Annotated in this window: 22 protein-coding genes; 6 read left to right on the top strand and 16 right to left on the bottom strand. The window is 44.5% G+C overall.

All coding sequences use genetic code 11. From position 1 onward, the window contains the following. Positions 1-13: 13 nt before the first annotated feature. The 6 genes from M0N77_RS06050 to ispF form a co-directional block, all read right to left on the bottom strand. Positions 14-223, bottom strand: a complete 210-nt coding sequence (locus M0N77_RS06050; RefSeq protein WP_353104347.1) for a ChaB family protein — start codon at positions 221-223, stop codon at positions 14-16. Between the two features lie 89 nt (positions 224-312). Then, a complete protein-coding gene (locus M0N77_RS06055) occupies positions 313-1272 on the bottom strand; it encodes an AEC family transporter (RefSeq protein ID WP_353104348.1) in 960 nt (319 codons plus the stop codon). 38 nt (positions 1273-1310) lie between these two features. Continuing rightward, positions 1311-3206: a tRNA uridine-5-carboxymethylaminomethyl(34) synthesis enzyme MnmG gene (gene mnmG, locus M0N77_RS06060; RefSeq protein WP_353104349.1), complete on the bottom strand. Its 1896-nt coding sequence runs from the start codon at positions 3204-3206 to the stop codon at positions 1311-1313. Between the two features lie 165 nt (positions 3207-3371). Beyond that, the gene (locus M0N77_RS06065; protein ID WP_353104350.1) at positions 3372-3902 is read right to left on the bottom strand and encodes a hypothetical protein; all 531 of its coding nucleotides are present in this window, start codon (positions 3900-3902) and stop codon (positions 3372-3374) included. 175 nt (positions 3903-4077) lie between these two features. Continuing rightward, entirely contained in the window at positions 4078-4428 is a 351-nt protein-coding gene (grxD, locus tag M0N77_RS06070; protein WP_353104351.1) for a Grx4 family monothiol glutaredoxin, read from the bottom strand. 142 nt (positions 4429-4570) lie between these two features. Next, on the bottom strand, positions 4571-5062 hold the full coding sequence (gene ispF / locus M0N77_RS06075) for a 2-C-methyl-D-erythritol 2,4-cyclodiphosphate synthase (protein WP_353104352.1): 492 nt from the start codon (positions 5060-5062) through the stop codon (positions 4571-4573). A gap of 192 nt (positions 5063-5254) precedes the next feature. Here ispF and mnmA point away from each other — a divergent pair, with 192 nt between their 5' ends. From mnmA to M0N77_RS06090, 3 genes are all read left to right on the top strand, one after another. After that, complete coding sequence (gene mnmA, locus M0N77_RS06080; RefSeq protein WP_353104353.1) at positions 5255-6481, top strand: tRNA 2-thiouridine(34) synthase MnmA; 1227 nt, start codon at positions 5255-5257, stop codon at positions 6479-6481. 88 nt (positions 6482-6569) lie between these two features. After that, the gene (gene purB / locus M0N77_RS06085) at positions 6570-7961 is read left to right on the top strand and encodes an adenylosuccinate lyase (protein WP_353104354.1); all 1392 of its coding nucleotides are present in this window, start codon (positions 6570-6572) and stop codon (positions 7959-7961) included. A 33-nt stretch (positions 7962-7994) separates the two neighbouring features. Next, on the top strand, positions 7995-8630 hold the full coding sequence (locus M0N77_RS06090) for a DUF2238 domain-containing protein (protein ID WP_353104355.1): 636 nt from the start codon (positions 7995-7997) through the stop codon (positions 8628-8630). On the opposite strand, the gene M0N77_RS06095 is transcribed toward M0N77_RS06090, so the two are convergent. After that, a complete protein-coding gene (locus M0N77_RS06095) occupies positions 8627-8809 on the bottom strand; it encodes an NF038104 family lipoprotein (RefSeq protein ID WP_353104356.1) in 183 nt (60 codons plus the stop codon). The genes M0N77_RS06090 and M0N77_RS06095 overlap by 4 nt on opposite strands. Before the next feature lie 164 nt (positions 8810-8973). Between M0N77_RS06095 and M0N77_RS06100 the strand changes: the two genes are divergently transcribed. Then, entirely contained in the window at positions 8974-10146 is a 1173-nt protein-coding gene (locus M0N77_RS06100; protein ID WP_353104357.1) for a cupin domain-containing protein, read from the top strand. A 99-nt stretch (positions 10147-10245) separates the two neighbouring features. Here M0N77_RS06100 and M0N77_RS06105 read toward each other — a convergent pair whose 3' ends face one another. Continuing rightward, the gene (locus M0N77_RS06105) at positions 10246-11667 is read right to left on the bottom strand and encodes a DASS family sodium-coupled anion symporter (protein WP_353104358.1); all 1422 of its coding nucleotides are present in this window, start codon (positions 11665-11667) and stop codon (positions 10246-10248) included. Between the two features lie 162 nt (positions 11668-11829). Here M0N77_RS06105 and M0N77_RS06110 point away from each other — a divergent pair, with 162 nt between their 5' ends. After that, the gene (locus tag M0N77_RS06110) at positions 11830-11988 is read left to right on the top strand and encodes a hypothetical protein (RefSeq protein WP_353104359.1); all 159 of its coding nucleotides are present in this window, start codon (positions 11830-11832) and stop codon (positions 11986-11988) included. A gap of 108 nt (positions 11989-12096) precedes the next feature. Here the strand turns inward: M0N77_RS06110 and M0N77_RS06115 are convergent, their stop codons facing one another. After that, positions 12097-12777 (bottom strand): YoaK family protein, encoded by a 681-nt coding sequence (locus M0N77_RS06115; RefSeq protein ID WP_353104360.1) that lies wholly within the window; start codon positions 12775-12777, stop codon positions 12097-12099. A gap of 114 nt (positions 12778-12891) precedes the next feature. After that, positions 12892-13701 carry an enoyl-ACP reductase gene (locus tag M0N77_RS06120; protein ID WP_353104361.1) on the bottom strand — a complete coding sequence of 270 codons (810 nt, stop codon included), beginning with the start codon at positions 13699-13701 and terminating at the stop codon, positions 12892-12894. 286 nt (positions 13702-13987) lie between these two features. On the opposite strand from M0N77_RS06120, the gene folE reads away from it, so the two are divergent. Next, the gene (gene folE, locus M0N77_RS06125) at positions 13988-14596 is read left to right on the top strand and encodes a GTP cyclohydrolase I FolE (protein ID WP_353104362.1); all 609 of its coding nucleotides are present in this window, start codon (positions 13988-13990) and stop codon (positions 14594-14596) included. Positions 14597-14726: 130 nt separating this feature from the next. Here folE and msrB read toward each other — a convergent pair whose 3' ends face one another. From msrB to gloB, 6 genes are all read right to left on the bottom strand, one after another. Further along, on the bottom strand, positions 14727-15953 hold the full coding sequence (gene msrB, locus M0N77_RS06130; RefSeq protein ID WP_353104363.1) for a peptide-methionine (R)-S-oxide reductase MsrB: 1227 nt from the start codon (positions 15951-15953) through the stop codon (positions 14727-14729). Between the two features lie 293 nt (positions 15954-16246). Continuing rightward, on the bottom strand, positions 16247-17560 hold the full coding sequence (locus M0N77_RS06135) for an iron-containing alcohol dehydrogenase (protein ID WP_353104364.1): 1314 nt from the start codon (positions 17558-17560) through the stop codon (positions 16247-16249). Between the two features lie 122 nt (positions 17561-17682). Beyond that, entirely contained in the window at positions 17683-19344 is a 1662-nt protein-coding gene (locus tag M0N77_RS06140; RefSeq protein ID WP_353104365.1) for a dipeptide ABC transporter ATP-binding protein, read from the bottom strand. A 1-nt stretch (position 19345) separates the two neighbouring features. Then, entirely contained in the window at positions 19346-20419 is a 1074-nt protein-coding gene (locus M0N77_RS06145; RefSeq protein WP_353104366.1) for an ABC transporter permease, read from the bottom strand. Then, on the bottom strand, positions 20419-21489 hold the full coding sequence (locus M0N77_RS06150; RefSeq protein WP_353104367.1) for a microcin C ABC transporter permease YejB: 1071 nt from the start codon (positions 21487-21489) through the stop codon (positions 20419-20421). Before M0N77_RS06150 ends, M0N77_RS06145 begins: the two co-directional genes overlap by 1 nt. 59 nt (positions 21490-21548) lie before the next feature. Continuing rightward, complete coding sequence (gene gloB / locus M0N77_RS06155) at positions 21549-22328, bottom strand: hydroxyacylglutathione hydrolase (protein WP_353104368.1); 780 nt, start codon at positions 22326-22328, stop codon at positions 21549-21551. Between the last annotated feature and the right edge of the window lie 42 nt (positions 22329-22370).

Here is a 22370-nt window from a genome sequence, read left to right on the forward strand (position 1 = left end):
TGCGATGTAAGCGTTATTTATGATCAGGCTTTTTGACCCATCTGCCCTCGTCATTTTTATGATAGACGTTTTCAACCGCCGCCCATGCTGTCGCAAACTGGCGTGATTCGTCATCATATTGCTCGCTGGCACTATTAAAGGCCGCTTGAAATATCTCCTGCGCGTGTTTGGGAAGGTTGTCTTTTACGCTGTCCGGTAAGTCTGATAATTTATCGTAAGGCATAGCTGTCTCCTTTTTTCGTTTTAATTATATTAAGAATAAAGAAACGGTACGGCTATAGCGTTTTGGTTAAGGCTTGTAATACTTATAGACTACATTAGCCCCAAAGCCCGCAAGATAGCCGCGCCAATAGCCATAGCGAACAGCCCTACCACCGTAGTAAAGGCTAAAATATTGGCCGCTAAAATATCATTACCGCCCATCGCTTTAACCATCACATAACTAGCAGCAGCTGTTGGCGACGCTACCATCAGAAATAATACCCCCATGTGCACACCTGTCAAACCAAAAGCTAAGCCAACCGCAATAGCGAGTATTGGTGCAATAATAATACGGCCAAAACTTGCCTGCATTGATAAGCCTGACAGACTGAGCATAGATTTGAGATTGATACTGGCACCAGCGCAAATCAGTGCTAGCGGCAATGCCACTGCGGCTAGTAAATCACCGGTAGTATGAATGACTTTAGGTATCGGCGGCAAAGCTAAGGCCTTATAAATAAAGGCGGCAAGTAGCGCTAGGATAAGCGGATTGGTAAATACCTTTTTTATTACCATCAGGCTGCGAGTAAGCCGAGTATCATCAGCACTTTTAGAGACGCGGCTTAAGGTAATGACCGCTAGAATATTAAATAAGATGGTGACAATGCCCATATAGACCGCGCCGATACTTAAGCCTACAGCGCCATAAGCGTTAGCGACGGTAGCAAGGCCGATAATCGCCATGTTGCTACGAAAGATACCTTGCACAAAAACACCTTGATCGTTGATGTCAGTGATAAAGCGTTTGGCGTAAAGCTCGCTGCCAATAAATAAAATAAAAGTGACGATTATACCAGCCGTTATCAACGTGATTTGCTTAGCATAATCGACCTCACTATCGACGACACTGAAGAATAACAAAGCTGGCAGGCAGTAGTTAAAAACGAAATAAGAGGCTTGGTCGATAAACGCTTGACTGACTTGTCCTTTACGGCGCATAAAAAAACCTAACCCCATCAAAAAAAGGTTGGGCAGTACGATAGTAATGGCAAAGATAACCGCAGCGATCATAAGGGACCCAAATTAGGGAAGCTTTTTAGTAAAGCCGTTTATGATTCCAGTGCCGCTTTGGCTTTTTTGTGTTTTTTCACCGTCATCGCGAGCAGCTGAATAGCAGCTGGCGTCACGCCGCTAATACGCCCTGCCTGCGCTAGAGTGGCTGGCCGCACTTTACTGAGTTTCTGTACGATCTCATTAGAAAGACCTGAGACGATACTATAATCAAAGTCTAGTGGTAGCGCCGTATTCTCAAGCCGCTTCATCTGCTCGATGTCCTCACGCTGACGATCGATGTAACCGGCATATTTGACCGAGATTTCAATCTGCTCACCAACTTGGCTATCAACCTTAGAGTCGGTAATAGCCGCGATATCAGCAAAGTTAATTTGCGGACGTTTTAGCAAGTCATAAGCGGTGGCTTCTTTGGACAATACTTCACCTGTTTGTGCAGTGAGCTGCTTACCCAAGTCATTCACTGGCGTCGCCCACATATCTTTTAGACGCGCCGACTCGCTAGCGATGGCCTCCATTTTTTCTTGATAGGCTTGCCAGCGGGTATCATCAACTAAGCCCAATTTACGACCAGTCTCAGTCAAGCGCTGATCGGCATTGTCTTCGCGCAATAATAGACGATACTCGGCACGGCTGGTAAACATCCGGTACGGCTCAGTAGTACCATGGGTGATTAAGTCATCGACCAATACGCCAAGATACGCCTCATCGCGGCGCGGTGTCCACGTATCAAAATCAGGATTGTTGGTGGTCACGAGTGCCGCATTAGTGCCTGCCAGCAAGCCTTGCACGCCCGCCTCTTCATAGCCTGTGGTGCCGTTGATTTGTCCGGCAAAATATAGCCCATCAATGGACTTGGTCTCAAGCGTGGGTTTTAAGTTTTGCGGATCAAAATAATCATACTCAATCGCATAACCGGGACGGGTAATATGGGCGCTCTCTAAGCCCTTCATACTATGGATAAACTCTAATTGCACATCAAACGGTAAGCTGGTGGAGATACCATTAGGATAAAGCTCATGGGTGGTTAACCCTTCCGGCTCTATAAAGATTTGATGGCTGTCTTTGTCAGCAAAGCGGTGTATTTTATCCTCAATTGACGGGCAATAACGCGGCCCCACGCCTTCGATCTTGCCTGAGAACATCGGCGAGCGATCTAGATTGTCGCGGATGATGTCATGGGTACGCGCATTGGTATGCGTGATATAACAATTAACCTGTTCAGGGTGCATAGCCACATCGCCCATATAACTCATCACTGGTAGCGGCGTATCGCCGGGCTGCACTGTCATCACGCTAAAGTCTACCGTGCGGGCATCGATACGCGCTGGCGTACCTGTCTTGAGACGACCGACAGGTAGCTTTAATTCACGCAAACGATCGGCAAGTTTGATGGACGGCTGATCCCCTGCCCGTCCGCCTTTGGAGTTCTCAAGACCAATATGTATTACTCCGCCTAAAAAAGTCCCTGAGGTCAAAATAACCGTCTGGGTTTTGAAAATAATACCCGTTGAAGTGACGACAGCCGTCGCGCGACCATTCTCAACCAAAATATCATCCGCGCCTTGCTGAAATAAGTCTAAGTTCGGCTGATTCTCAAGTGTATGACGAATAGCGGCTTTATACAGAATACGATCCGCTTGCGCGCGCGTGGCTCGAACCGCTGCACCTTTACGGCTATTTAATACTCGAAACTGAATACCAGCTTTGTCGGTAGCAAGCGCCATAGCGCCGCCTAACGCATCAATCTCACGTACGAGATGCGACTTGCCGATACCGCCAATAGCTGGGTTACAGCTCATCTGACCTAATGTTTCGATATTATGCGTCAATAGCAAGGTTTGCGCACCCATACGCGCTGCTGCCAGAGCCGCCTCGGTACCAGCATGACCGCCACCGATCACCACTACGTCGTAAGTTTTTGGGTATTGCATTTGAGCCTCGCTTGACGTTTAGAGTCAACTTTAAAAACCGATGTGAAATTCATGAACCATAAAAATTTGCTTAGAAAAAGCAAGCGCTAATTATACCAATTTTTAGTCGGTATTAGTATGCGTAACAGATAGCATTATCTGCTTATTGCTAGCTTTGTCCTGACTCTATTTTTCTTGATTTAATGGCACTACCTGATCGGCATGCCCGCTCACCAGCATATGCTGGCTACCATAACCTTCTGGATTAATTTGCAGATAAGCATTCATAAGGCCAATAGCTTCGCCATCATCACTCATCAAAATCTTTGACTTAATCATCTCTACAGGCGGTAACGGTAAATTCTTTAATAGAGCTAAAAGCTGCTCATTATCGCCTTTATCAATGACTAACTCGATAAGCTGACGCGCATCAATAGGTAAATCTGGCGTATTTTGTGCTAAAAGCGCAAAGTGATAAGCTCCTGCCGCATCCTGATCGGCGACAATACGGCGCTCAATAGCTAAATAAGTCGGCTCAGTCGCCCCGCCCGCTACGCTAAGCTGGTGAATACATCTAAGCGCTGAGTTTGGCTCGTTGTCCGCTATCTCAATAATTCGCGCTGATTCATTCTTTAGATGCTCGCGGCGTTTTTCTAAAGCGGCATTTTTATGAGCCTCTACGTCCATAGCTTGGAATTGGGTTGCTTGATTCGTCATAATAGCCTCTTATTATTTATCTGACTTTATTTATACAACTTTATGTCTATAAGTATGCAGCCATATATGGGGATAAATACCTCAAAAACAACAAAGCCTGAGCCGGCCACTACTGGCTCACTCAGGCTTTGTTAGACTTAACTTATAACGTTAAACTTATAGTCTTATAAAGTTATTAAGCAGCAGGGCTATTGGCTTCTACTAAAGGCTTAAGCTCGCCTGATTGATACATCTGTAAGATAATATCTGAGCCGCCCATCAGCTCGCCATCAATCCATAGCTGCGGAAAAGTCGGCCAGTTGGCAACTTTTGGCAGTGTCGCACGAATCTCTGGGTTCTCTAAGATATTAACAAAAGCAAAGGGACGACCAATTTGCGTTAGCACTTCAATAGAACGTGCTGAAAACCCGCACTGCGGAAACTGCGGCGTGCCTTTCATATAAAGAATCACTTTATTATCACGAATTTGATCACGGATCAGTTGTTCGACATCATTGGTATCGGTATTTGGGGTTTGCTCGCTCATATTAGCTCCTATTAATAAGGGTTGTGGATATTTGATTGTCAATATGTGCTACATGGGGTAGCGATAACTTTATTACAAGTAGAGGGTCTATCAGTTAGACGATTATAACCTATTTTATAAATAGTGCTTTATACCGCTACTTTTATATTTTTGGCACTAACAATACCACCGCATTCGCCATAATGCCTTCTTGACGACCAGTAAAACCTAACTTCTCAGTAGTGGTCGCTTTGACACTGATATTAGAGATATCGGTTTGCAAGTCGCTTGCGATATTAGCGCGCATGGCTGCATTATGCGCAGCCAGCTTTGGACGCTCGCACATCACGGTGATATCAGCGTTGCCAAGTTTATAGCCTGCAGCCAGTATTTTATTATAGACGTAACGCAGTAATATCCGTGAATCGAGGCCGGCATGTGCGCTATCAGTATCAGGGAAATGCTGACCGATATCGCCCATTGCTAGAGCTCCTAACAGCGCATCAGCCAACGCATGAAGCACTACATCGCCATCAGAATGCGCCAGCAAGCTATGGGTATGCTCAATCGGCACGCCAGCGAGTATCACGTATTGCTGCTGCTCGCCATTATTATGAAAAGCATGAACGTCAATGCCTTGACCTATTTTTATCATTATTAAAACTTCCAAAGTTAGAAATAATACCTCACAACTAGCAACTTAGTTAAACAACGTATAGCCAGTTGAGAATAAAACTGTCATAAATTGATCACTAATAAGTCCGTGCCATTGGCTACTGTTGCCAACACATCTCAATTAGCTGTTATAATATGGGGCTTATTTTATCACAAGTTGTTGAGCCTTTTTATGTCAGCTATGCTAAATGCTTCTGTCGCCTCAGTTTCAGATACTACCCCCGCCCATCGCGCCTTAAACCTTGCCGATATTCAACACCCAAGTCAAGTGCGCGTCATCGTCGGCATGTCAGGCGGTGTTGACTCTTCGGTATCCGCCGTTCTCTTGCAGCAAGCAGGGTTTATGGTCGAAGGTCTGTTTATGAAAAACTGGGAAGAGGATGACGGCACCGAATACTGTACAGCGATGGATGATTTGGCAGACGCACAAGCGGTCTGCGACAAGATCGGCATGACACTGCACACCGCCAACTTTGCTATGGAATATTGGGACAGAGTTTTCGAGCACTTCTTAGCCGAATATCAAGCAGGTCGTACGCCAAATCCTGATATCTTATGCAATAAAGAGATTAAATTTAAGGCATTCTTAGACTATGCTTTGACTCTAGGTGCTGACTACATTGCGACAGGGCATTACACACGCCGCAGTGTCAATTATAAAAATGCTGATGGCATGGATGTGGCGCAGCTATTGCGTGGCCTTGATAATAATAAAGATCAAAGCTACTTTCTGCATGCAGTTGGCGGTGATAAAATCGCCAAAACTTTATTTCCAGTCGGCGAGCTTGAAAAACCAATCGTGCGTCAAATCGCTGAAGAGCATGATTTAGCGACGGCTAAAAAGAAAGACTCTACCGGTATTTGCTTTATTGGGGAGCGTAGATTCAAAGACTTCTTACAGCAGTACTTACCGGCGCAAAAAGGCGATATCATCACTGACGATGGTCATATCATTGGTCAGCATGATGGGCTGATGTATTACACTTTAGGACAGCGCGGCGGCATTGGCATTGGCGGGGTCAAAGACCGCCCGGAGGAGCCGTGGTTTGTGTTAGCTAAAGACTTAGATAAAAACCAGCTCATTGTCGGTCAAGGTCACGAGCATCCAATGCTGATGAGCACGGAGCTGCAGGCTTATAAAATGGACTGGGTCGATGGCTTAGCGCCAAAAGCTGTTTTTACTAGCGAGGGCTTAAGCTGTATGGCAAAATCGCGCTATCGTCAGCCGGATCAAGCCTGCCGTGTGTTTGCTATCGATGAGCAAGGGCTGCAAGTAAGAGTCGTTTTTGATGAGCCCCAGCGCGCGGTAACCCCTGGTCAATCGGCAGTGTTTTATATCGATGAGGTCTGCCTTGGCGGCGGGGTTATTGAGTCTATCGATGCGCCGTGTGAGCTTTAATCGCTGTTTATAACTTTTTAATAGTTCTAATAGACTATTTTTATTGATTTTATTTTACATTTTTATTTATTAACCTAAAGGTATTACTATGAATTTATTGACTGCCCTCTCCCCAATCGATGGTCGCTACGCCTCCAAAGCCGACAGCTTACGCCCTTATTTATCAGAATTTGGGCTGATTAAAGCTCGCGTCACCGTTGAGATTCGCTGGTTACAGTCGCTAGCGGATAATGAAGCTATTGGTGAGTTGGCAGCATTTGATCAAGATACCACTGCTTTTTTAAACAGTATCGTTGACAATTTCAGTGAAGATGACGCGCAAACGATCAAAGATATCGAAGCGACGACCAACCATGATGTCAAAGCGGTTGAGTATTTTATCAAGGATAAGTTTCGTGGTAACGAGCAATTAGAGGACAGCTTAGAGTTTATTCACTTTGCTTGTACTAGCGAAGATATCAACAATTTATCTTATGCACTCATGCTAAAAGACAGCCGCGAGCTAGTGGTTGCCAAGATGCAGCAAGTGACCGACAGTATCGTCGATTTGGCTATCGCTCACGCCGATCAGCCGATGCTGTCACGTACTCATGGTCAAACCGCAAGCCCTACTACCTTAGGCAAAGAGATGGCTAACGTCGCTTATCGCTTAGCCCGTCAAATCAAGCAAGTGCAGCAAGTAGAGCTACTAGGCAAGATTAATGGCGCGGTCGGTAATTATAACGCTCATTTTTCAGCTTATCCTGATGTCGATTGGCAGACGCATGCTGAGCAGTTTATTGATAAGCGTTTAGAGTTAACTTTCAACCCTTATACTACCCAAATTGAGCCGCATGATTATATCGCTGAATTATTTGATGTGGTCAAACGCTTTAATACCATTTTGATCGATTTTAACCGTGACATTTGGCAATATATCAGCTTAGGCTATTTTAAGCAGCGTCTTAAAGATGGTGAAGTCGGCTCATCAACCATGCCGCATAAAGTCAATCCTATCGACTTTGAAAACTCAGAAGGCAACTTAGGCGTTGCTAATGCTATGCTCGCGCATTTGGGTGAGAAGCTACCGATCTCACGTATGCAGCGTGACTTGTCCGACTCAACGGTACTGCGTAATATTGGGGTGGGCTTAGCACAAAGCATGATCGCTTATGACGCTTGTCTAAAAGGTGTCGGCAAGTTAGAGCTGAACGCGCAGCGTCTCAATGATGATTTGGAGCAAGCGCAAGAAGTACTAGCGGAACCGATTCAAACCGTTATGCGCCGCTACCGCGTTGAAAACCCTTATGAGAAGCTCAAAGCCTTGACTCGCGGTAATGCGATGTCTCGTGAAGCGATGCTAACCTTTGTAGAGAGCGACGAGCTTGGTGACGTCAGTGATGCGGATAAACAGCGCCTACGTGATTTAACTCCAGCGACTTATATCGGCAATGCCGCCGAGCAAGCTCGTAATATCAAAGAGTGGATTGCTAAGCTGTAGCTTATAAGCTGTTATTTATCAGTCAGATAGCCAATGAGCGCCTCTTTTAGACCTATACTTTTTAGCACTATAGCGGTAATCCTCGTTATGGTGCTAGCGAGTATTCAGCCTTTGGCCTGGTCAAGCTACTTGCTGCATCAAGCCGGAACTTTGCTGTTTTTAGCTTTTATATTATACGCGTACCGCTTTTGGCAAATCAGCTCAAAGTCTTATGTGTTAGCGACGCTATTTTTAATTATTCATATCGTTGGCGCGCGTTATTTGTATTCTTATGTGCCCTATGATGATTGGACGCTGCAAATTTTTGGTATTCGTTTGAGTGAGCTTATGGGTTGGCAGCGCAATATGTACGATCGCTTGGTACATTTTAGCTATGGCTTACTGCTGTTTGGTTTGATGTTTGATGGTTTTAAGAACGCCTTTAATAGTGCTGACACTAAGCAATTGATAGCGCTAGTTTTAATGCTCAACCTCGCTAGTAGCGCGCTTTATGAGCTATTTGAATGGGCGCTAGCTATGACCATGTCGCCAGAAGCGGCTGAGGCTTACAACGGTCAGCAAGGCGATATTTGGGATGCGCACAAAGATATGGCTTTGGCACTTGTTGGCGGGCTACTGGCAGCGACTGTCTTTATATGGCTAAAGTCTAAAGCCAAAACGACGCTTTAATCGTCTTTTTTATCATCACTATCGCCTGGGATGATCGCTTTGCCAACAGCGACCGTGCCTTTAGCGATACCTTTGGTGGTTTTATAAGCGACTTTTACGGGTACAGTGACGACTTTATGAACGCAAGCTTGTAAGAACAAAAGACTAGTCACTATGGCGATAAGTTGTAATTTTTTCATAAGTTTTTACTGACAGTAGAATGAGAAACAATCATAAACTATTCGCTATAAATTCTAAAGTAAAGCTAGCTTTTATCACAAAATATACTCGCATTGTTTATAACTAAAGTCTTAATATCCCAAAACCTATTACGATTTAAGCCTTTGATATTTTGGATTGAACCATGACTTCTATACCCCTTTGTCTACCTGATGGCATGACGCCTGAGCAATTTCTCAACGACTACTGGCAAAAAAAGCCGTTACTTATCAAGCAAGGCCTGCCGCAGCTTATCGGTATGTTTGAGCCGGAAGATATGCTTGGACTAGCGCTAGAAGAAGACGCTGCGGCGCGCTTACTGACCCAAGCGGCAACTAAGCCTATTGATAAACCCCAATGGCAAATTAAAAAAAGCCCATTATCTGAGTCTGACTTTGATAATTTGCCTCCGCAGTGGACGGTGCTAGTACAGAACCTTGAGCAGTGGTCACCCAAGCTTGGCCAGCTCTGGCAAGCTTTTGATTTTATTCCGCAGTGGCAGCGTGATGATATCATGGTCTCTTATGCGCCAAAGGGCGGCTCTGTTGGCAAACATTATGATGATTACGATGTATTTTTGGCACAAGGTTATGGCTCACGGCGCTGGCAGCTGGGCAAATTCTGTGACGAAAATACCGAGTTTGTAGCGGATGAGCCGATTCGTATCTTTGATGATATGGGCGAGATTATCTTTGAGGAGATTCTACAAGCTGGCGACGTGCTGTATGTCCCGCCCAAACTATCCCATTTTGGCGTAGCACAGGACGATTGCCTGACCTTTTCTTTTGGCTGTCGCCGTCCGAATCTGATGCAAATTATCGACAGTATCGCTGATGTAGCGACTAATGACAGTCAGTTATTTATTCCGATGCTACTGCTACAAACGCTACAAGCCTCAGGTGAGCTTCAAGCTGACAGCATTCAGGCGATTAAAGAGCAATTACTACAAATGCTACAATCTACGCGCGGTGATGACATAATTCGCCAAGCAGTCTCTGAGGTGGTCAGTAAGCGTCAGTACGATGCGCTCGTTCCTGAAGAGAGCTTAAATACAGATGAGCTTATGCAAGCGCTAGAAGAGGGCGCAACGCTGCAAGCGGACTATAGCAATCGCTTGCTCTATACTCAGACTGACGCAGGCGATAGGTTATATGCCAACGGTCAGCGCCTTGATGGCCTTGAGGATACAGCAGTGGCATTATTAAAAAGACTGGCAGATGGTGAGCTGCTAAGCGCGAATGACGTGATAGCGATTGATGCTGATGAATTGATGGAATGGCTTGAGAATGGCTGGATTTGGGTGAATTATCCTGACTGATTTCACAGTTATTCAAAACAATGAGTTGAATGTAAGCCCAAAAAAACCGCTACCTAATAGCTTTTAGATAGCGGTTTTTGCTTGTGACGGCCTAGCAAATTACATCAAGAATAAATACGCCCATAAACCAACCACGATAGTGGCGATAATATTAAGGATGACCCCGGTACGCACCATCTCTGATTGTTTAATCAAACCAGTACCGAAGACAATGGCGTTCGGCGGCGTAGCTACTGGTAGCATAAAGGCACAAGAAGCCCCGATACCGATGACCAATACTAATACCTCAGCAGGTAAGCCCATCTGCTCAGCAATAGCAGCAAAAACAGGCACCAGTAACGCAGCAGACGCCGTATTAGAAGCGAACTCTGTCAAGAAGATAATAAATGCTGAAACGGCAATCATAATGATAATCAGCGGCGCTACCGATAAGGCATTGGCGACACTTTGACCTAGTACTAGAGACGCGCCAGATATTTTGAGAATATTAGATAACGCAATGCCGCCGCCAAATAGCATGAGTACGCCCCAATCGGTATTGTCAGAGACCTGCTTCCACGACACTAAGCCCAAGCTCACCACCGCTGCCGCTGCTGTCAAAGCAATAACTGCATCAGTATCTTCAATGGATAAAGCGGCGCCAATTTTTTTAGAAAATATCCAGCTTAGCGCGGTAATAATAAAGACAATAATCGTCAAGACGCGAGTCTTCGTCCAAGCAATCGGCTCATCTTGATTAAGAGTGATTTTGCGATTGAGATTAGGCTTTAGTACCAAATACATGGCCCCTAATAACAAAGGCAATAGCACCAACATGATAGGAATACCAAACTTCATCCAATCCACAAAGGCGATATTTAGAGCTTTGGCAGCGATAGCGTTTGGCGGCGAGCCAACGATAGTTCCCAAACCGCCCAAACTTGCTGAATACGCTATACCCAAAAGTACAAACACAAAAGTGCCACGGTCTTTTTCACGATCCACTTGCGTCAAGATACCTAGCGCCAAGGGTAACATCATCGCTGCTGTCGCCGTGTTCGATATCCACATCGATAAAAATGCAGTCACTGCAAATATCAAAAAAACTGCGGTACTAAGTTTACCGCCAGACATCGATAAAATTTTCAGCGCGATTTTTCTATCCAATTGCTGTACGTGCAAAGCCGCTGCTAAGGCAAAACCGCCAAAGAATAGATAAATAGTAGGATTGGCAAAGCTTTGTAAACCTACCTCAGCATCAAACTCTGGTATGCCGATCAAAGTTCCTACGACGACAACCAATATCGCTGTAATAGTCACATGCACTGCTTCAGTTAGCCATAATGCACCAATAAAAAACAACATAGCCAAACCTTTATTGGCGTTGACCTCAAAGGGTAGTATGTTATAAATAACCATACTAATAATAGCGGCAATCGCCACAACTATTAGCCCTTTACCCGTACCCTTAGGAAAAGTATCGGTAAACAGATACTCGTTGCCATCATCGGGAATATGGCTATCTAACTTTTTTTCTGACATAAATTATCCTTATTTTGCTAAAACAGAGTTTTAACACATGGAGTTTTTTGTTACACACAGACACCAAAGTTATGCAGTTGTACTGTGTACAAGGGATAACTAGTGACTCATACTTATAAAGTTCACTCATAAGTACGAGATAACACTAATCAGGAGTACTACATGTCAAATCGTGATACCGCCGATTCAACTACCAAGATGGCACCTACAGATATCAATCAAGATGGTCTTGATAAAGAAGATCAACAGCGTACCGATGATTCCGCCTTAGACATGATGCAAGGTATGCATGAGCATGAAGATCATAACGAAGATGAGTAAATTCTCTTCTTGCTCTATTCATCAGCGTATAAATTAAAGCCAATGAATATAAACCATAAAAGCGCCCATCATATGATGAGCGCTTTTTTGATGACTCTATACCATCGTCTATAATGTCGGACGGCGTCTCTCAGGAAGCCGATCTGAGACTTTATTATAAATAAATGCAGCAGCCAATACTATAATAATAGGCACTATAAAAGCGGCGTAATTTATTTTGGCATATAAAAAAGCCCCTACTACGCCGCCCCCGCAAAAACAATACCAAATAATAGCTTGAAAACCTAAGGTTGGCTTACTAATGGAGCGTCCTGCCATCCAGTTACCAATCGCAGCGCCCATATCTGAGGTTAGACCCGTTAAGTGAGTCGTGCGAATGACTGCTCCACTATAAGTGGCTACCATGGCGTTTTGTAGGCCGCAAGCCATCGCTGCGGCCAATTGTCCTAAATAATCATGCTGCTGATAAAGCCAATAGCTTAGCATCAATAATGTCGCCTCTAAATATAAGGCGCTGCCATAACGTCGACCTAACTTTAAAGAGTTTTGACCAATAATAAAGCCGCTTAAGATAGAGCCTGCCAAAAAAGCTAGCAAAGATGCGCCTATCAATAACACGCTACGCCCATCAAAATGCGCGATAGCCGCTGAAAATAAACTAACATTACCTGTGACGTGCGATACCGACAAATTGGTAAAACCAAGCAGCGCGATACTATTGACACTACCGGCACTAAACGCTAATACTGCTCCGCCCCACAGTATCCATTTTGGTAATTTGGTTATCATAGCTATCGCCTAAGCACTTATTAAATGACGTTCTAAAAAGCGCCTATCATACACTAAACTCGCCCCATTAAAAAAGACAGCCATCTAGGCTGTCTTTTTTGACGATAGATCCTACTACTTATCAGTCTCATCAAGCATCATTAGTTGCTCACTGATGGCGACAGTATTGAAGCCAGCATCAACGAACATAATCTCGCCGGTGATACCCGAGGCCCATGGTGATAATAAGAATAGCGCCGCATTTCCCACTTCCATTTGGCTGACATTACGCTGTAGTGGCGCTATCTTTTCGCTGATATCAAGCATTTTACGAAAAGACTTGATGCCACTAGCCGCTAATGTACGAATAGGACCAGCGGAGATAGCATTAACGCGAATACCCTCGCTGCCCATAGATGTCGCCAAATAGCGCACGCTCGCCTCTAAGCTGGCTTTTGCCATACCCATGACATTATAGTTTGGTAGTACTGAAATACTACCTTCATAAGTCAAAGTCAGCATAGAGCCATGACGCATAGCTAGCAGCTCACGCGCCGCTTTGGCAAGAGCGACAAAGCTATAGCTTGAGATATCATGAGCAATATGGCTACCCTCGCGAGTGGTAGCGCTAACAAAATCGCCATCGAGCTGATCCATTGGCGCAAAACCAATAGCGTGTACCACTCCATCAATACCATCGCCCCAATGCGCAGCGACTTGCTCAAAGCAGGCAGCAATAGACTCATCAGAGGCAACATCGCACTCAAGCACCAAATCGGCCTCAAAATGTTCAGCCGCCATATCAACCCGCTTTTTTATCTTATCGTTAGGATAAGTCAAAATCAAAGAGGCGCCTTCGCGGTGTAGTGCCTCAGCGATAGCCCAAGCGATCGAGAGTTTGCTGGCGATACCGGTAACGACAAAACGTTGGCCTTGCAGTAGCATAAGATGTCCTTTTTTGGCGATTATAACTATCGAATATGATGATTAAATATAATTTAAATGAACGGCTTATTATTATACACGAATCGATTTAAGTAAACAGTCGTAAACTAAAATCCTTTTACCATGATTTACAGCGGTATGAAGTTACGCAGATTTCTAGTATAATCACAGCCCTTCCAAGCTTGCACAATTTTATAAATCTTTATAGCAATCAAAGACAAGCTGTCTTCGATACCACAGGATTTAGCGTTAAGCGATACCCACATTTTGGATGGCTGCCAAACTTATGAGTAATGACTCAACCTTAGTATCAAACCTAGCATCAAATTATCAAGAGAGCATCGAGTCTTATCGTCAACTGATAGGCTCAACGGGTGAGGATTTAGAGCGTCCTGGCCTGCAAGATACGCCTATGCGCGCTGCAAAAGCTTTTGCGCACTTGACCGAAGGCTACCATCAAAACTTAGCGGAAGTCGTTAATGAGGCGGTATTTCCCTCAACCAATCGTGAGCTGGTACTAGTACAAAATATAGAGTTTTATTCTTTATGCGAGCACCACATGCTTCCTTTTCATGGTATCGCCCATATTGGTTACCTGCCTAACGGTCACGTACTAGGACTATCAAAATTCGCTCGTATCGTCGATATGTTTGCGCGGCGCTTACAAATTCAAGAAAATCTTAGCGAGCAAGTGGCACAAGCTATAATGGATGTCACAGGCTGTCGCGGCGTGGCAGTAGTAATGGATGCCTCACACATGTGTATGATGATGCGCGGCGTGGGTAAGCAGCATTCAACCACCCGTAGCACCGCTATGCTGGGCGAATATGTCCATGACAATCAAGCGCGTAATGAGTTTTTGAATGCTTTGCCAACTCGTAGAGCGGCGTTTTAGAGCCGTTTTTAAATGCTTTCTTAAGTTAAATGCGGTTATAATTTATAACTATTAGACAATAAAAAGGACACTTATAAGTGTCCTTTTCTACATCACCGATTAGCTACTATCAATGAAACTTCCCCTCTAATTAACCGTTAGTTTTTACATCATCAATCCATGCGCCATAACCTTCTGCTTCCATCTGATCGAGTGGAATAAAACGCATTGCGGCTGAATTCATGCAATAGCGCTTACCCGTAGGTGCTGGGCCATCATCGAACACATGACCAACATGTGAGTCGGCATAACGGCTACGAATCTCAGTACGATTACCAAAGATTCCGAAATCTGCTTTTTCTACCACCATTTCAGGGTTTAAGGGGCGGGTAAAGCTTGGCCAACCAGTTCCTGATTTATACTGATCGCGTGAAGAGTACAAAGGCTCACCTGATACCACATCAACATAGAGTCCCGGTTCTTTATTATCCCAATATTCATTATCAAAAGCACGCTCTGTGCCTTCTTTTTGCGTTACTTTATATTGAATACTGCTAAGTGATTTTTTTAGCTCTTCCTGTGAGGGTTTAACAAAACTCTTAGGATCAAAGCCTTTAGTTGTCGTATTACTAGCGGTTGTACTCGAGTTTGTTTGTGCGGTTTGTGCTACAGTGTCATTGGCGCTGGGCTTAAACTGCGAAAAGTCTAGCTCATAGTCTTTACCATAGACGCTTTCGATAAACTGATAACGACCAGAATTGAAGGTATAAGCCTTATAGCGCAGTGGGTTTTTTTTGTAATAATCTTGATGATACTCTTCAGCCGGATAAAAGGTGCTAGCAGGGACAATTTCAATAACTACTGGTTTTTCATAGACGCCAGAGGCTTGTAGATCTTGCTTAGCTTTTTCTGCTATTTGCTTCTCTTGCTCATTGTGATAAAAAATAGCCGGACGATACTGAGTGCCGCGATCGACAAACTGTCCCTTATCATCGGTCGGATCAGCTATCCGCCATAACGCTTGCACAATGCCATTATAAGTAATTTTAGTAGGATCATAATAAATTTGAGCGGCCTCAGTATGGCCGGTGCCGCCCGCTGATACGGTATTATAAGTAGGATTATCTGTGTCGCCACCGCTATAGCCTGATACGACCTCTACCACCCCAGGTATCTTCTCATAGCCCGCCTCTACGCACCAAAAACAGCCACCAGCAACAGTCGCCACCGCAAGATTAGGGTCGGTCGGAGCATAAGGGTTATCGGCAGTAGGATTTTTTACTGTAGGAGTGTTGTCTGTAGAGCTACAGCCTAGCAAAAAGGCACTACTAGTCAAGATAGCCATACTAATGATTTTGGCCGGTTTTCTAAAATTCATAAAGCACTCCTAGCGGTTGTTTTTAGTATATATCATATGCTGTGGTCACCATTTTATTCTGTGTCACTACGCCCTATTGAACTATAGTAAGGCTTAAGCATTACAAAAATATTCCAATACTGTAAGATATGTATTATTTATAGTTTCTAAAAAGTCCTAGCCGCTGATTAACATTTATTAAAGCTTCGGGCAAAAAAAGAGTCTACTACCTTTAAGGTAGTAGACTCTAATTATAATTTCAATTTATGGAATTAAAAGATATCAATCATACCCTAATCTAAGCGACAAATGACTTAAGCGACTTTATCCTCTTTAGCCTTTGTATTGATGCGCTCTTCGCTAGTGGTTTTAATCTGCTGCAATATCTTTTTGATACCTGCTGGCGGCATATAAGTGGGCACCGCATAAGTGTCACTGACCTCTTTGGCAGCGGCCTTGGCGATATCATCAAAATCGCTCTCGCTCATACCTTTGACCGTTGGATCAATACCCACGGTTTCGATAAGCTTGCGTACTTGCTCAATAAAATAACTGGCTAACTCTTTATCGGTTTGAGACGTTTGGCCATGCTCAACAATGCCGATCTTTTTGGCTAATTTGGCTAGTCTTTTCTCGCTACCTTTGCGGTTTACATCAAGCACATAAGGCAGCACGATAGCATTGGCACGGCCATGAGCAATACTGTAATGAGCACCCAACTGATGAGCAATAGCATGCACATAACCAAGACCAGCTTTATTAAAAGCAATACCACCATAATGGGCAGCAATACCCATCTGTTCACGAGCTTTTAAATCATCACCGTTCTTGTAAGCGATAGGCAAATAATGCATCACCGCTTTGGTCGCAGAAGCCGCGTAATAATCGGTCTCGACGCTAGCGTTGGCACTCATCCACGCCTCTAAAGCGTGAGTCAAGACATCAATACCGGTATCAGCAGTGATATGAGGCGGCATGCCTTTCATAATCACCGGATCAATGGCTGCCGCGAGCGGAATCATGCGCGGATCAATAGACAGCGCTTTTTGATGAGTGTCGTTGTCTGATACTACCGCGCCAAGGGTCGCCTCTGAACCGGTACCCGCGGTAGTAGGAATACAATACAGCGGCACTCCTGGCTTTCTAGCTTTGAGAATACCGATAAGCTTTTGCGGCTTACAGTTATTGCCTTGCGACATCGCGATCATTTTTGCCGCATCAATCACCGAACCGCCACCAATAGCAATTATCGCATCGCATTTTGCATGAACCGTTTGGCTTAACCCCTCTTCCACTACTGCAAAAGTAGGATCTGGGGTAATCCCATCATAGAGCTGATAGCGAATGTTATTTTTATCTAGATAATCGGTCACTTTTTTGGGGATACCAAGCTTATTTAGCACCTCATCCGTAACGATAAAGACGTTAGTAGCGCCCTCATTGATAATCATATCGCACAGCTCAGTACAGGAGTCTTCACCAACGAATAGTAGTGGTCTGGGTAGTGGAATAAGGTGCGAGAACACTTTTAGCACTTTAGCGCGTGTTTTTGCTACGGCTAAGTAGCCAGCGTGTTGGAGCGTATCGTTATTCATTAATTTTGTAAGAGTGGAGTTTTTGCTAGTCATAGAAGTATCCTTTTCAATAGTGCATGAATAGTTTAGCCAAAAAGCAAACTAGTGTTTAAATGAATTGTACCACTGTCATTTTTTATATATCACTATTATTATGAACTCATATGTTCTCACTGTTAGACAGTGCTTGCCTGCAATAAGCGCTGAGAATAAGGATGCTGCGGATGCTTGAATAACCTCTCTGTTGCTCCTGACTCTACGCACTCGCCCTGCTTTAGCACTATAATGTGTTGGCACAAAGCCCGTACTACCTTTAAGTCATGACTGATAAAAACGTAGCTAATATTGAGTTTGGCTTGGATTTCTCGTAGTAGATTAACCACGGTGACTTGGGTAGTGCTATCAAGCGCTGAGGTCGGCTCATCGAGTATCAGTAGCTTTGGCTGCATTACCAACGCTCTAGCTAGAGCGACTCGCTGACGTTGACCGCCGGAGAGCTCATGCGGATAACGATGGATAAAGTCCTCTGGCAGGTGTACCGTCTGTAGACTCTCTATAACCGCTTGTTGACGAGCATCCTTACTAACGCCTTGTACCAGTAGCCCTTCTTCGATAATTTGCATCACTGTCATGCGCGGATTAATACTGGCAAAGGGGTCTTGAAACACCATCTGAATCTGCGCGCGAAATTGACGTAATTCGTTATTAGATAAGGTAAATAGCGCTTGTCCATTGACTAGTACTTGCCCCCTAACTTTTGCCTGATTGCTAAGCAGCTTGCTTAAGGCAAGGGCAATGGTGGTCTTACCAGAGCCGGACTCACCGACGATGCCTAAAGCTTGCCCAGCGGGTAGAGTGATAGCGATATCTTTTAACGCCTCAAACCAGCGTTTAGTGCCGCCAAATAAGTTTTTTTCTATCGGAAAGTCAACCTGTAGATTATTAACCTGTAATACAGGATTATCGTTAATCGCTGTATCATCAGCAAACTTTAACGCTTGACCAAAGTCTTGCTGCATTAGCGTACGCGTATAGTCCGCTTTTGGCTGATCGAAAATAGCTGCGGTTTTGCCTTGCTCAATAGTTTGACCTTGACGCATAACGATAATCTCATCGCTATAGCGTTTGACCAGATTGAGGTCATGACTGATCAAAACCATCGCCATATTATGCTCAGCTTTTAGCGCATTTAGTAGCGAGAGTATCTCATGTTGCAGGGTCACATCAAGCGCGGTGGTCGGCTCATCAGCGATTAAGATATCAGGCTTTTGCGCTAAGGCCATCGCTATCATCACCCGCTGACGTTGGCCACCTGAGAGCTCATGCGGATAGCGCTTTAGTTTGTCCTCAGCATCGGTAATATTGACATCATTTAATAACGCGAGGGTTTGCTTGCGCCATTGCTGCTTAGGGATGCCGCTTAGACGCAGTGATTCGGCGATTTGTTTGGCGACGGTATGCAGCGGATTGAGCGCGGTCATCGGCTCTTGAAATATCATACCGATACGCTGACCGCGAATGGACTTGAGCGCCCTATTACGAGCTTTCGCATTAGCACGGCTATATTGGCTACTGGCAATGGCAAGCTCACCAATACCAGCAATGCTAGCTTTGCCGCTTATGCTTAGGCTATTTGGTAATAAGCCCAATAACGCCAGACTAGCGATGGATTTTCCTGATCCCGATTCGCCAACGATAGCTAGCGTCTGTCCTTGGCTAAGCTGATAAGATAACCTATCGACCAATATTGCACCGCTATCAGCCACAATGCTCAAGTCAGTAACGCTTAAGATAGGCGCGTTTTGCTCAGTGTTTTGCGCTGTATTGTGCCTAGTCATATTAGCTACGCCTCGGATCAAAAGCATCACGTAACGCTTCACCAATAAAGATGAGCAACGATAGAATAAAGGTCAAACTAAAAAAACCTGATAACGCCAACCACGGCGCATCCAAGTTATTCTTGCCTTGTACCATCAGCTCGCCTAACGATGGTGAACCAGGCGGCAGACCATAACCCAAGAAATCAAGCGCTGTTAGCACAATAATATTAGCAGTTAAGATAAAAGGCAGCTGCGATAAGCTTGAAGCTAAAGCGTTAGGTAAGATATGTTTGCGCATAATTTGACTATCAGAGACCCCTAAGTTACGCGCCGCTCGTACATAATCAAAATTTCGCGCGCGCAAAAACTCAGCTCGCACTAAACCCACTAAACCCATCCAACCAAATAACAGCATCAAGGCAAACAGGACATAAATACTAGGGCTAAATAGGCTGACCAATATAATAATCATAAATAGCTGCGGCAAACCGCCCCAAACCTCCATGAAGCGCTGCCCTGCTAGATCAACCCAGCCGCCATAATAGCCTTGAATAGCGCCAACGATTATTCCTATCAGCGCGCCAGCTAAAGTCAAGGCTAAACCAAATAGTAGAGATACCCGCATACCATAGAGAATACGCGCTAGCACATCACGGCCCTGATCATCAGTGCCTAGCCAGTTCTGAGCATTGGGCGCTGCCGGATAAGGTAAACCCAACTCAACGTTTGGCGTTTGATCGGCAAAGGGTATCAGCGGCATTACATAAAAGCCTTTTGCCTCAATTAGCTGTTGTACCGCTGGATCTTTATAATTAGCCTCGGTCTCAAAAATACCGCCAAAAGTAGTCTCAGGATAAGCTTTGAGCACGGGCACATAGTAACTACCGTCATAGCTTACTAGCAGCGGCTTGTCGTTAGCAATGACATTGACTGCCATACAAAGCACAAAAACGATAGTAAAGATAACTAAGGAGATTACCCCCAAGCGATTACGACGAAAACGATCGAGCCGTGCCTGCCATATTGGATTTAGCCGTTTCGCTTTTGATTGATTTATAGCAGGCGGCGCGGCAGAAGTAGAATAATTAGCCATTAGCGACCCTCAAAATCAATGCGAGGATCAATCAGATGATAGCTAAGATCACTGATTAATTGCAGTAGTAAGCCAAGTAAAGTAAAGATAAATAATGTGCCAAATATGACCGGATAATCGCGCTGCTGAATGGCTTCAAAACCAAGCAGGCCTAATCCGTCAAGCTTAAAGATAATCTCAATCAAAAAATTGCCGGCAAAGAAAATACCAACGATAGCGGCTGGAATCCCAGCAATAACGATTAGCATGGCATTACGAAACACATGACCATATAATACTTGGCGCTCGCCTAAACCTTTGGCACGCGCAGTCAGTACATACTGCTTGCCAAGCTCCTCTAAAAAGCTAAACTTAGTCAAATAAGTCAAACCTGCAAAACCGCCTACCGTGCTTGCTAATAAAGGTAGCGCTAAATGCCAAAAGTAATCTTTTATTTTACCGAGCGTCGTTAATTGATCGAAGTTCTCTGAGATCAGACCTTGCAGTGGAAAAATATTAAAGTAACTGCCACCTGCGAAAAATACCAATAATATCACCGCAAAGACAAACACCGGTATCGCATGACCGACGGCTAATAGCATAGCGGTAGCTTTGTCAACGGCTGAGCCATGATGCATGGCTTTATAAATGCCAAGTGGTATGGCAATCATATATATCAGCAAAGTGCTCCAAAGCCCTAAGGAGATAGACACCGGTAGCTTCTCAACGATTAGATCCGTGACCGTCTGCCCTTTAAAGAAAGACTGGCCAAAGTCCAACTGCGCATAACTCTTTAGCATAATCCAAAAGCGTTCAGGAGCGGATTTATCAAAGCCATACTGCGCATTAATCGCCGCTACCATCTCCTCAGACAGACCACGCGTACCTTGATAAGTACTGGTATTGCCGCTAGCGCTACCGGCGCCTACACTACTATTGAGCGCATTATCTTTCGCGCCTTGCTCAATTAAGGCTAGTTGCTGCTCTACTGGGCCACCTGGAGCGGCTTGTACAATCACAAAATTGGCTAACAGTATTAGAAATAGCGTCGGTAATATCAGCAGTAATCTTTTTAAGATATAACGACCCATATTGATGACTTCCTAAAAGAGCAATATTAAGTGGATAAAGTAAAGATTAAATAAAGAGCCTAAAAGTCGTTTTTAAGCGCTCTGAGGGCTGCAAATATCGTTAAACGCTCTTCGTCTTCGATATCCATTTTGGTTTTTACGCCAGCGATGACACTAGGCTCATCCACTCGCAAAAACACATTAACCTCGCGCTCATGAGCTAGAGTCACCGGCAAAGTACACGCCCCTGCTGCCGTTTGCTCTTCTGCTTGCGCCAATGCTTGTTGCATTGCCACATTGCCCGGCTCAATAGCTAAGCCAAAGCGTAAGTTATTGGCAGTATATTCATGAGCAGGATAGAGCAATGTCTCGTCTGGCAGACCGTTCAAACGTCTAAAGCTTTGATAAAGCTGCTCGATAGTGCCGGTAAACACACGCCCACAACCGGCACTAAATAAGGTATCGCCGCAAAAACAGTGTTTTTGTCCCTCGATATCGAGGACATAAGCCATGTGACTTGCAGTGTGACCTGGAATATCCCAAACTTGTGCCGAACAGCCCCAAGCACTAACGCTGCTACCATCTTTGATGGTTTGATCCTGCTCAACGCCGTGCTCGCTATGAGCCACAATGTGAGTCATAGGAAAATACTCTTGTAGCTCCATCACCCCGCCAATATGATCAAAATGATGATGAGTAGTCCAAATGGAGGTCAGCTCTAAGCCATGCTCCTCCATATAATCGGCTACTGGTTTGGCTTGACCGGGGTCGATGACAATCGCCTGTTTATTATTCTTATTGATAAGTGTCCAAATATAATTATCATTAAAAGCTTTGATAGGATGGATTTGAATAGTCATATTGAACCCTTATTATTAACTGTCTACTTAATTTTAATAGAA

The sequence above is a fragment of the Psychrobacter sp. AH5 genome (genome assembly GCF_040371085.1).
In the GTDB taxonomy this organism is placed as follows: domain Bacteria; phylum Pseudomonadota; class Gammaproteobacteria; order Pseudomonadales; family Moraxellaceae; genus Psychrobacter.

Excerpts from the sequence above, each read along its gene's own strand:
- M0N77_RS06135 (WP_353104364.1), bottom strand. The coding sequence starts at position 17,560 with ATGACTAGCAAAAACTCCACTCTTACAAAATTAATGAATAACGATACG.
- M0N77_RS06050 (WP_353104347.1), bottom strand. The coding sequence starts at position 223 with ATGCCTTACGATAAATTATCAGACTTACCGGACAGCGTAAAAGACAAC.
- M0N77_RS06090 (WP_353104355.1), top strand. The coding sequence starts at position 7,995 with ATGAGCGCCTCTTTTAGACCTATACTTTTTAGCACTATAGCGGTAATC.
- M0N77_RS06065 (WP_353104350.1), bottom strand. The coding sequence starts at position 3,902 with ATGACGAATCAAGCAACCCAATTCCAAGCTATGGACGTAGAGGCTCAT.
- M0N77_RS06150 (WP_353104367.1), bottom strand. The coding sequence starts at position 21,489 with ATGGGTCGTTATATCTTAAAAAGATTACTGCTGATATTACCGACGCTA.
- grxD (WP_353104351.1), bottom strand. The coding sequence starts at position 4,428 with ATGAGCGAGCAAACCCCAAATACCGATACCAATGATGTCGAACAACTG.
- M0N77_RS06120 (WP_353104361.1), bottom strand. The coding sequence starts at position 13,701 with ATGCTACTGCAAGGCCAACGTTTTGTCGTTACCGGTATCGCCAGCAAA.
- M0N77_RS06100 (WP_353104357.1), top strand. The coding sequence starts at position 8,974 with ATGACTTCTATACCCCTTTGTCTACCTGATGGCATGACGCCTGAGCAA.
- M0N77_RS06115 (WP_353104360.1), bottom strand. The coding sequence starts at position 12,777 with ATGATAACCAAATTACCAAAATGGATACTGTGGGGCGGAGCAGTATTA.
- M0N77_RS06055 (WP_353104348.1), bottom strand. The coding sequence starts at position 1,272 with ATGATCGCTGCGGTTATCTTTGCCATTACTATCGTACTGCCCAACCTT.
- msrB (WP_353104363.1), bottom strand. The coding sequence starts at position 15,953 with ATGAATTTTAGAAAACCGGCCAAAATCATTAGTATGGCTATCTTGACT.
- M0N77_RS06105 (WP_353104358.1), bottom strand. The coding sequence starts at position 11,667 with ATGTCAGAAAAAAAGTTAGATAGCCATATTCCCGATGATGGCAACGAG.
- M0N77_RS06110 (WP_353104359.1), top strand. The coding sequence starts at position 11,830 with ATGTCAAATCGTGATACCGCCGATTCAACTACCAAGATGGCACCTACA.
- folE (WP_353104362.1), top strand. The coding sequence starts at position 13,988 with ATGAGTAATGACTCAACCTTAGTATCAAACCTAGCATCAAATTATCAA.
- M0N77_RS06145 (WP_353104366.1), bottom strand. The coding sequence starts at position 20,419 with ATGGCTAATTATTCTACTTCTGCCGCGCCGCCTGCTATAAATCAATCA.
- M0N77_RS06095 (WP_353104356.1), bottom strand. The coding sequence starts at position 8,809 with ATGAAAAAATTACAACTTATCGCCATAGTGACTAGTCTTTTGTTCTTA.
- ispF (WP_353104352.1), bottom strand. The coding sequence starts at position 5,062 with ATGATAAAAATAGGTCAAGGCATTGACGTTCATGCTTTTCATAATAAT.
- mnmG (WP_353104349.1), bottom strand. The coding sequence starts at position 3,206 with ATGCAATACCCAAAAACTTACGACGTAGTGGTGATCGGTGGCGGTCAT.
- purB (WP_353104354.1), top strand. The coding sequence starts at position 6,570 with ATGAATTTATTGACTGCCCTCTCCCCAATCGATGGTCGCTACGCCTCC.
- gloB (WP_353104368.1), bottom strand. The coding sequence starts at position 22,328 with ATGACTATTCAAATCCATCCTATCAAAGCTTTTAATGATAATTATATT.
- M0N77_RS06140 (WP_353104365.1), bottom strand. The coding sequence starts at position 19,344 with ATGACTAGGCACAATACAGCGCAAAACACTGAGCAAAACGCGCCTATC.
- mnmA (WP_353104353.1), top strand. The coding sequence starts at position 5,255 with ATGTCAGCTATGCTAAATGCTTCTGTCGCCTCAGTTTCAGATACTACC.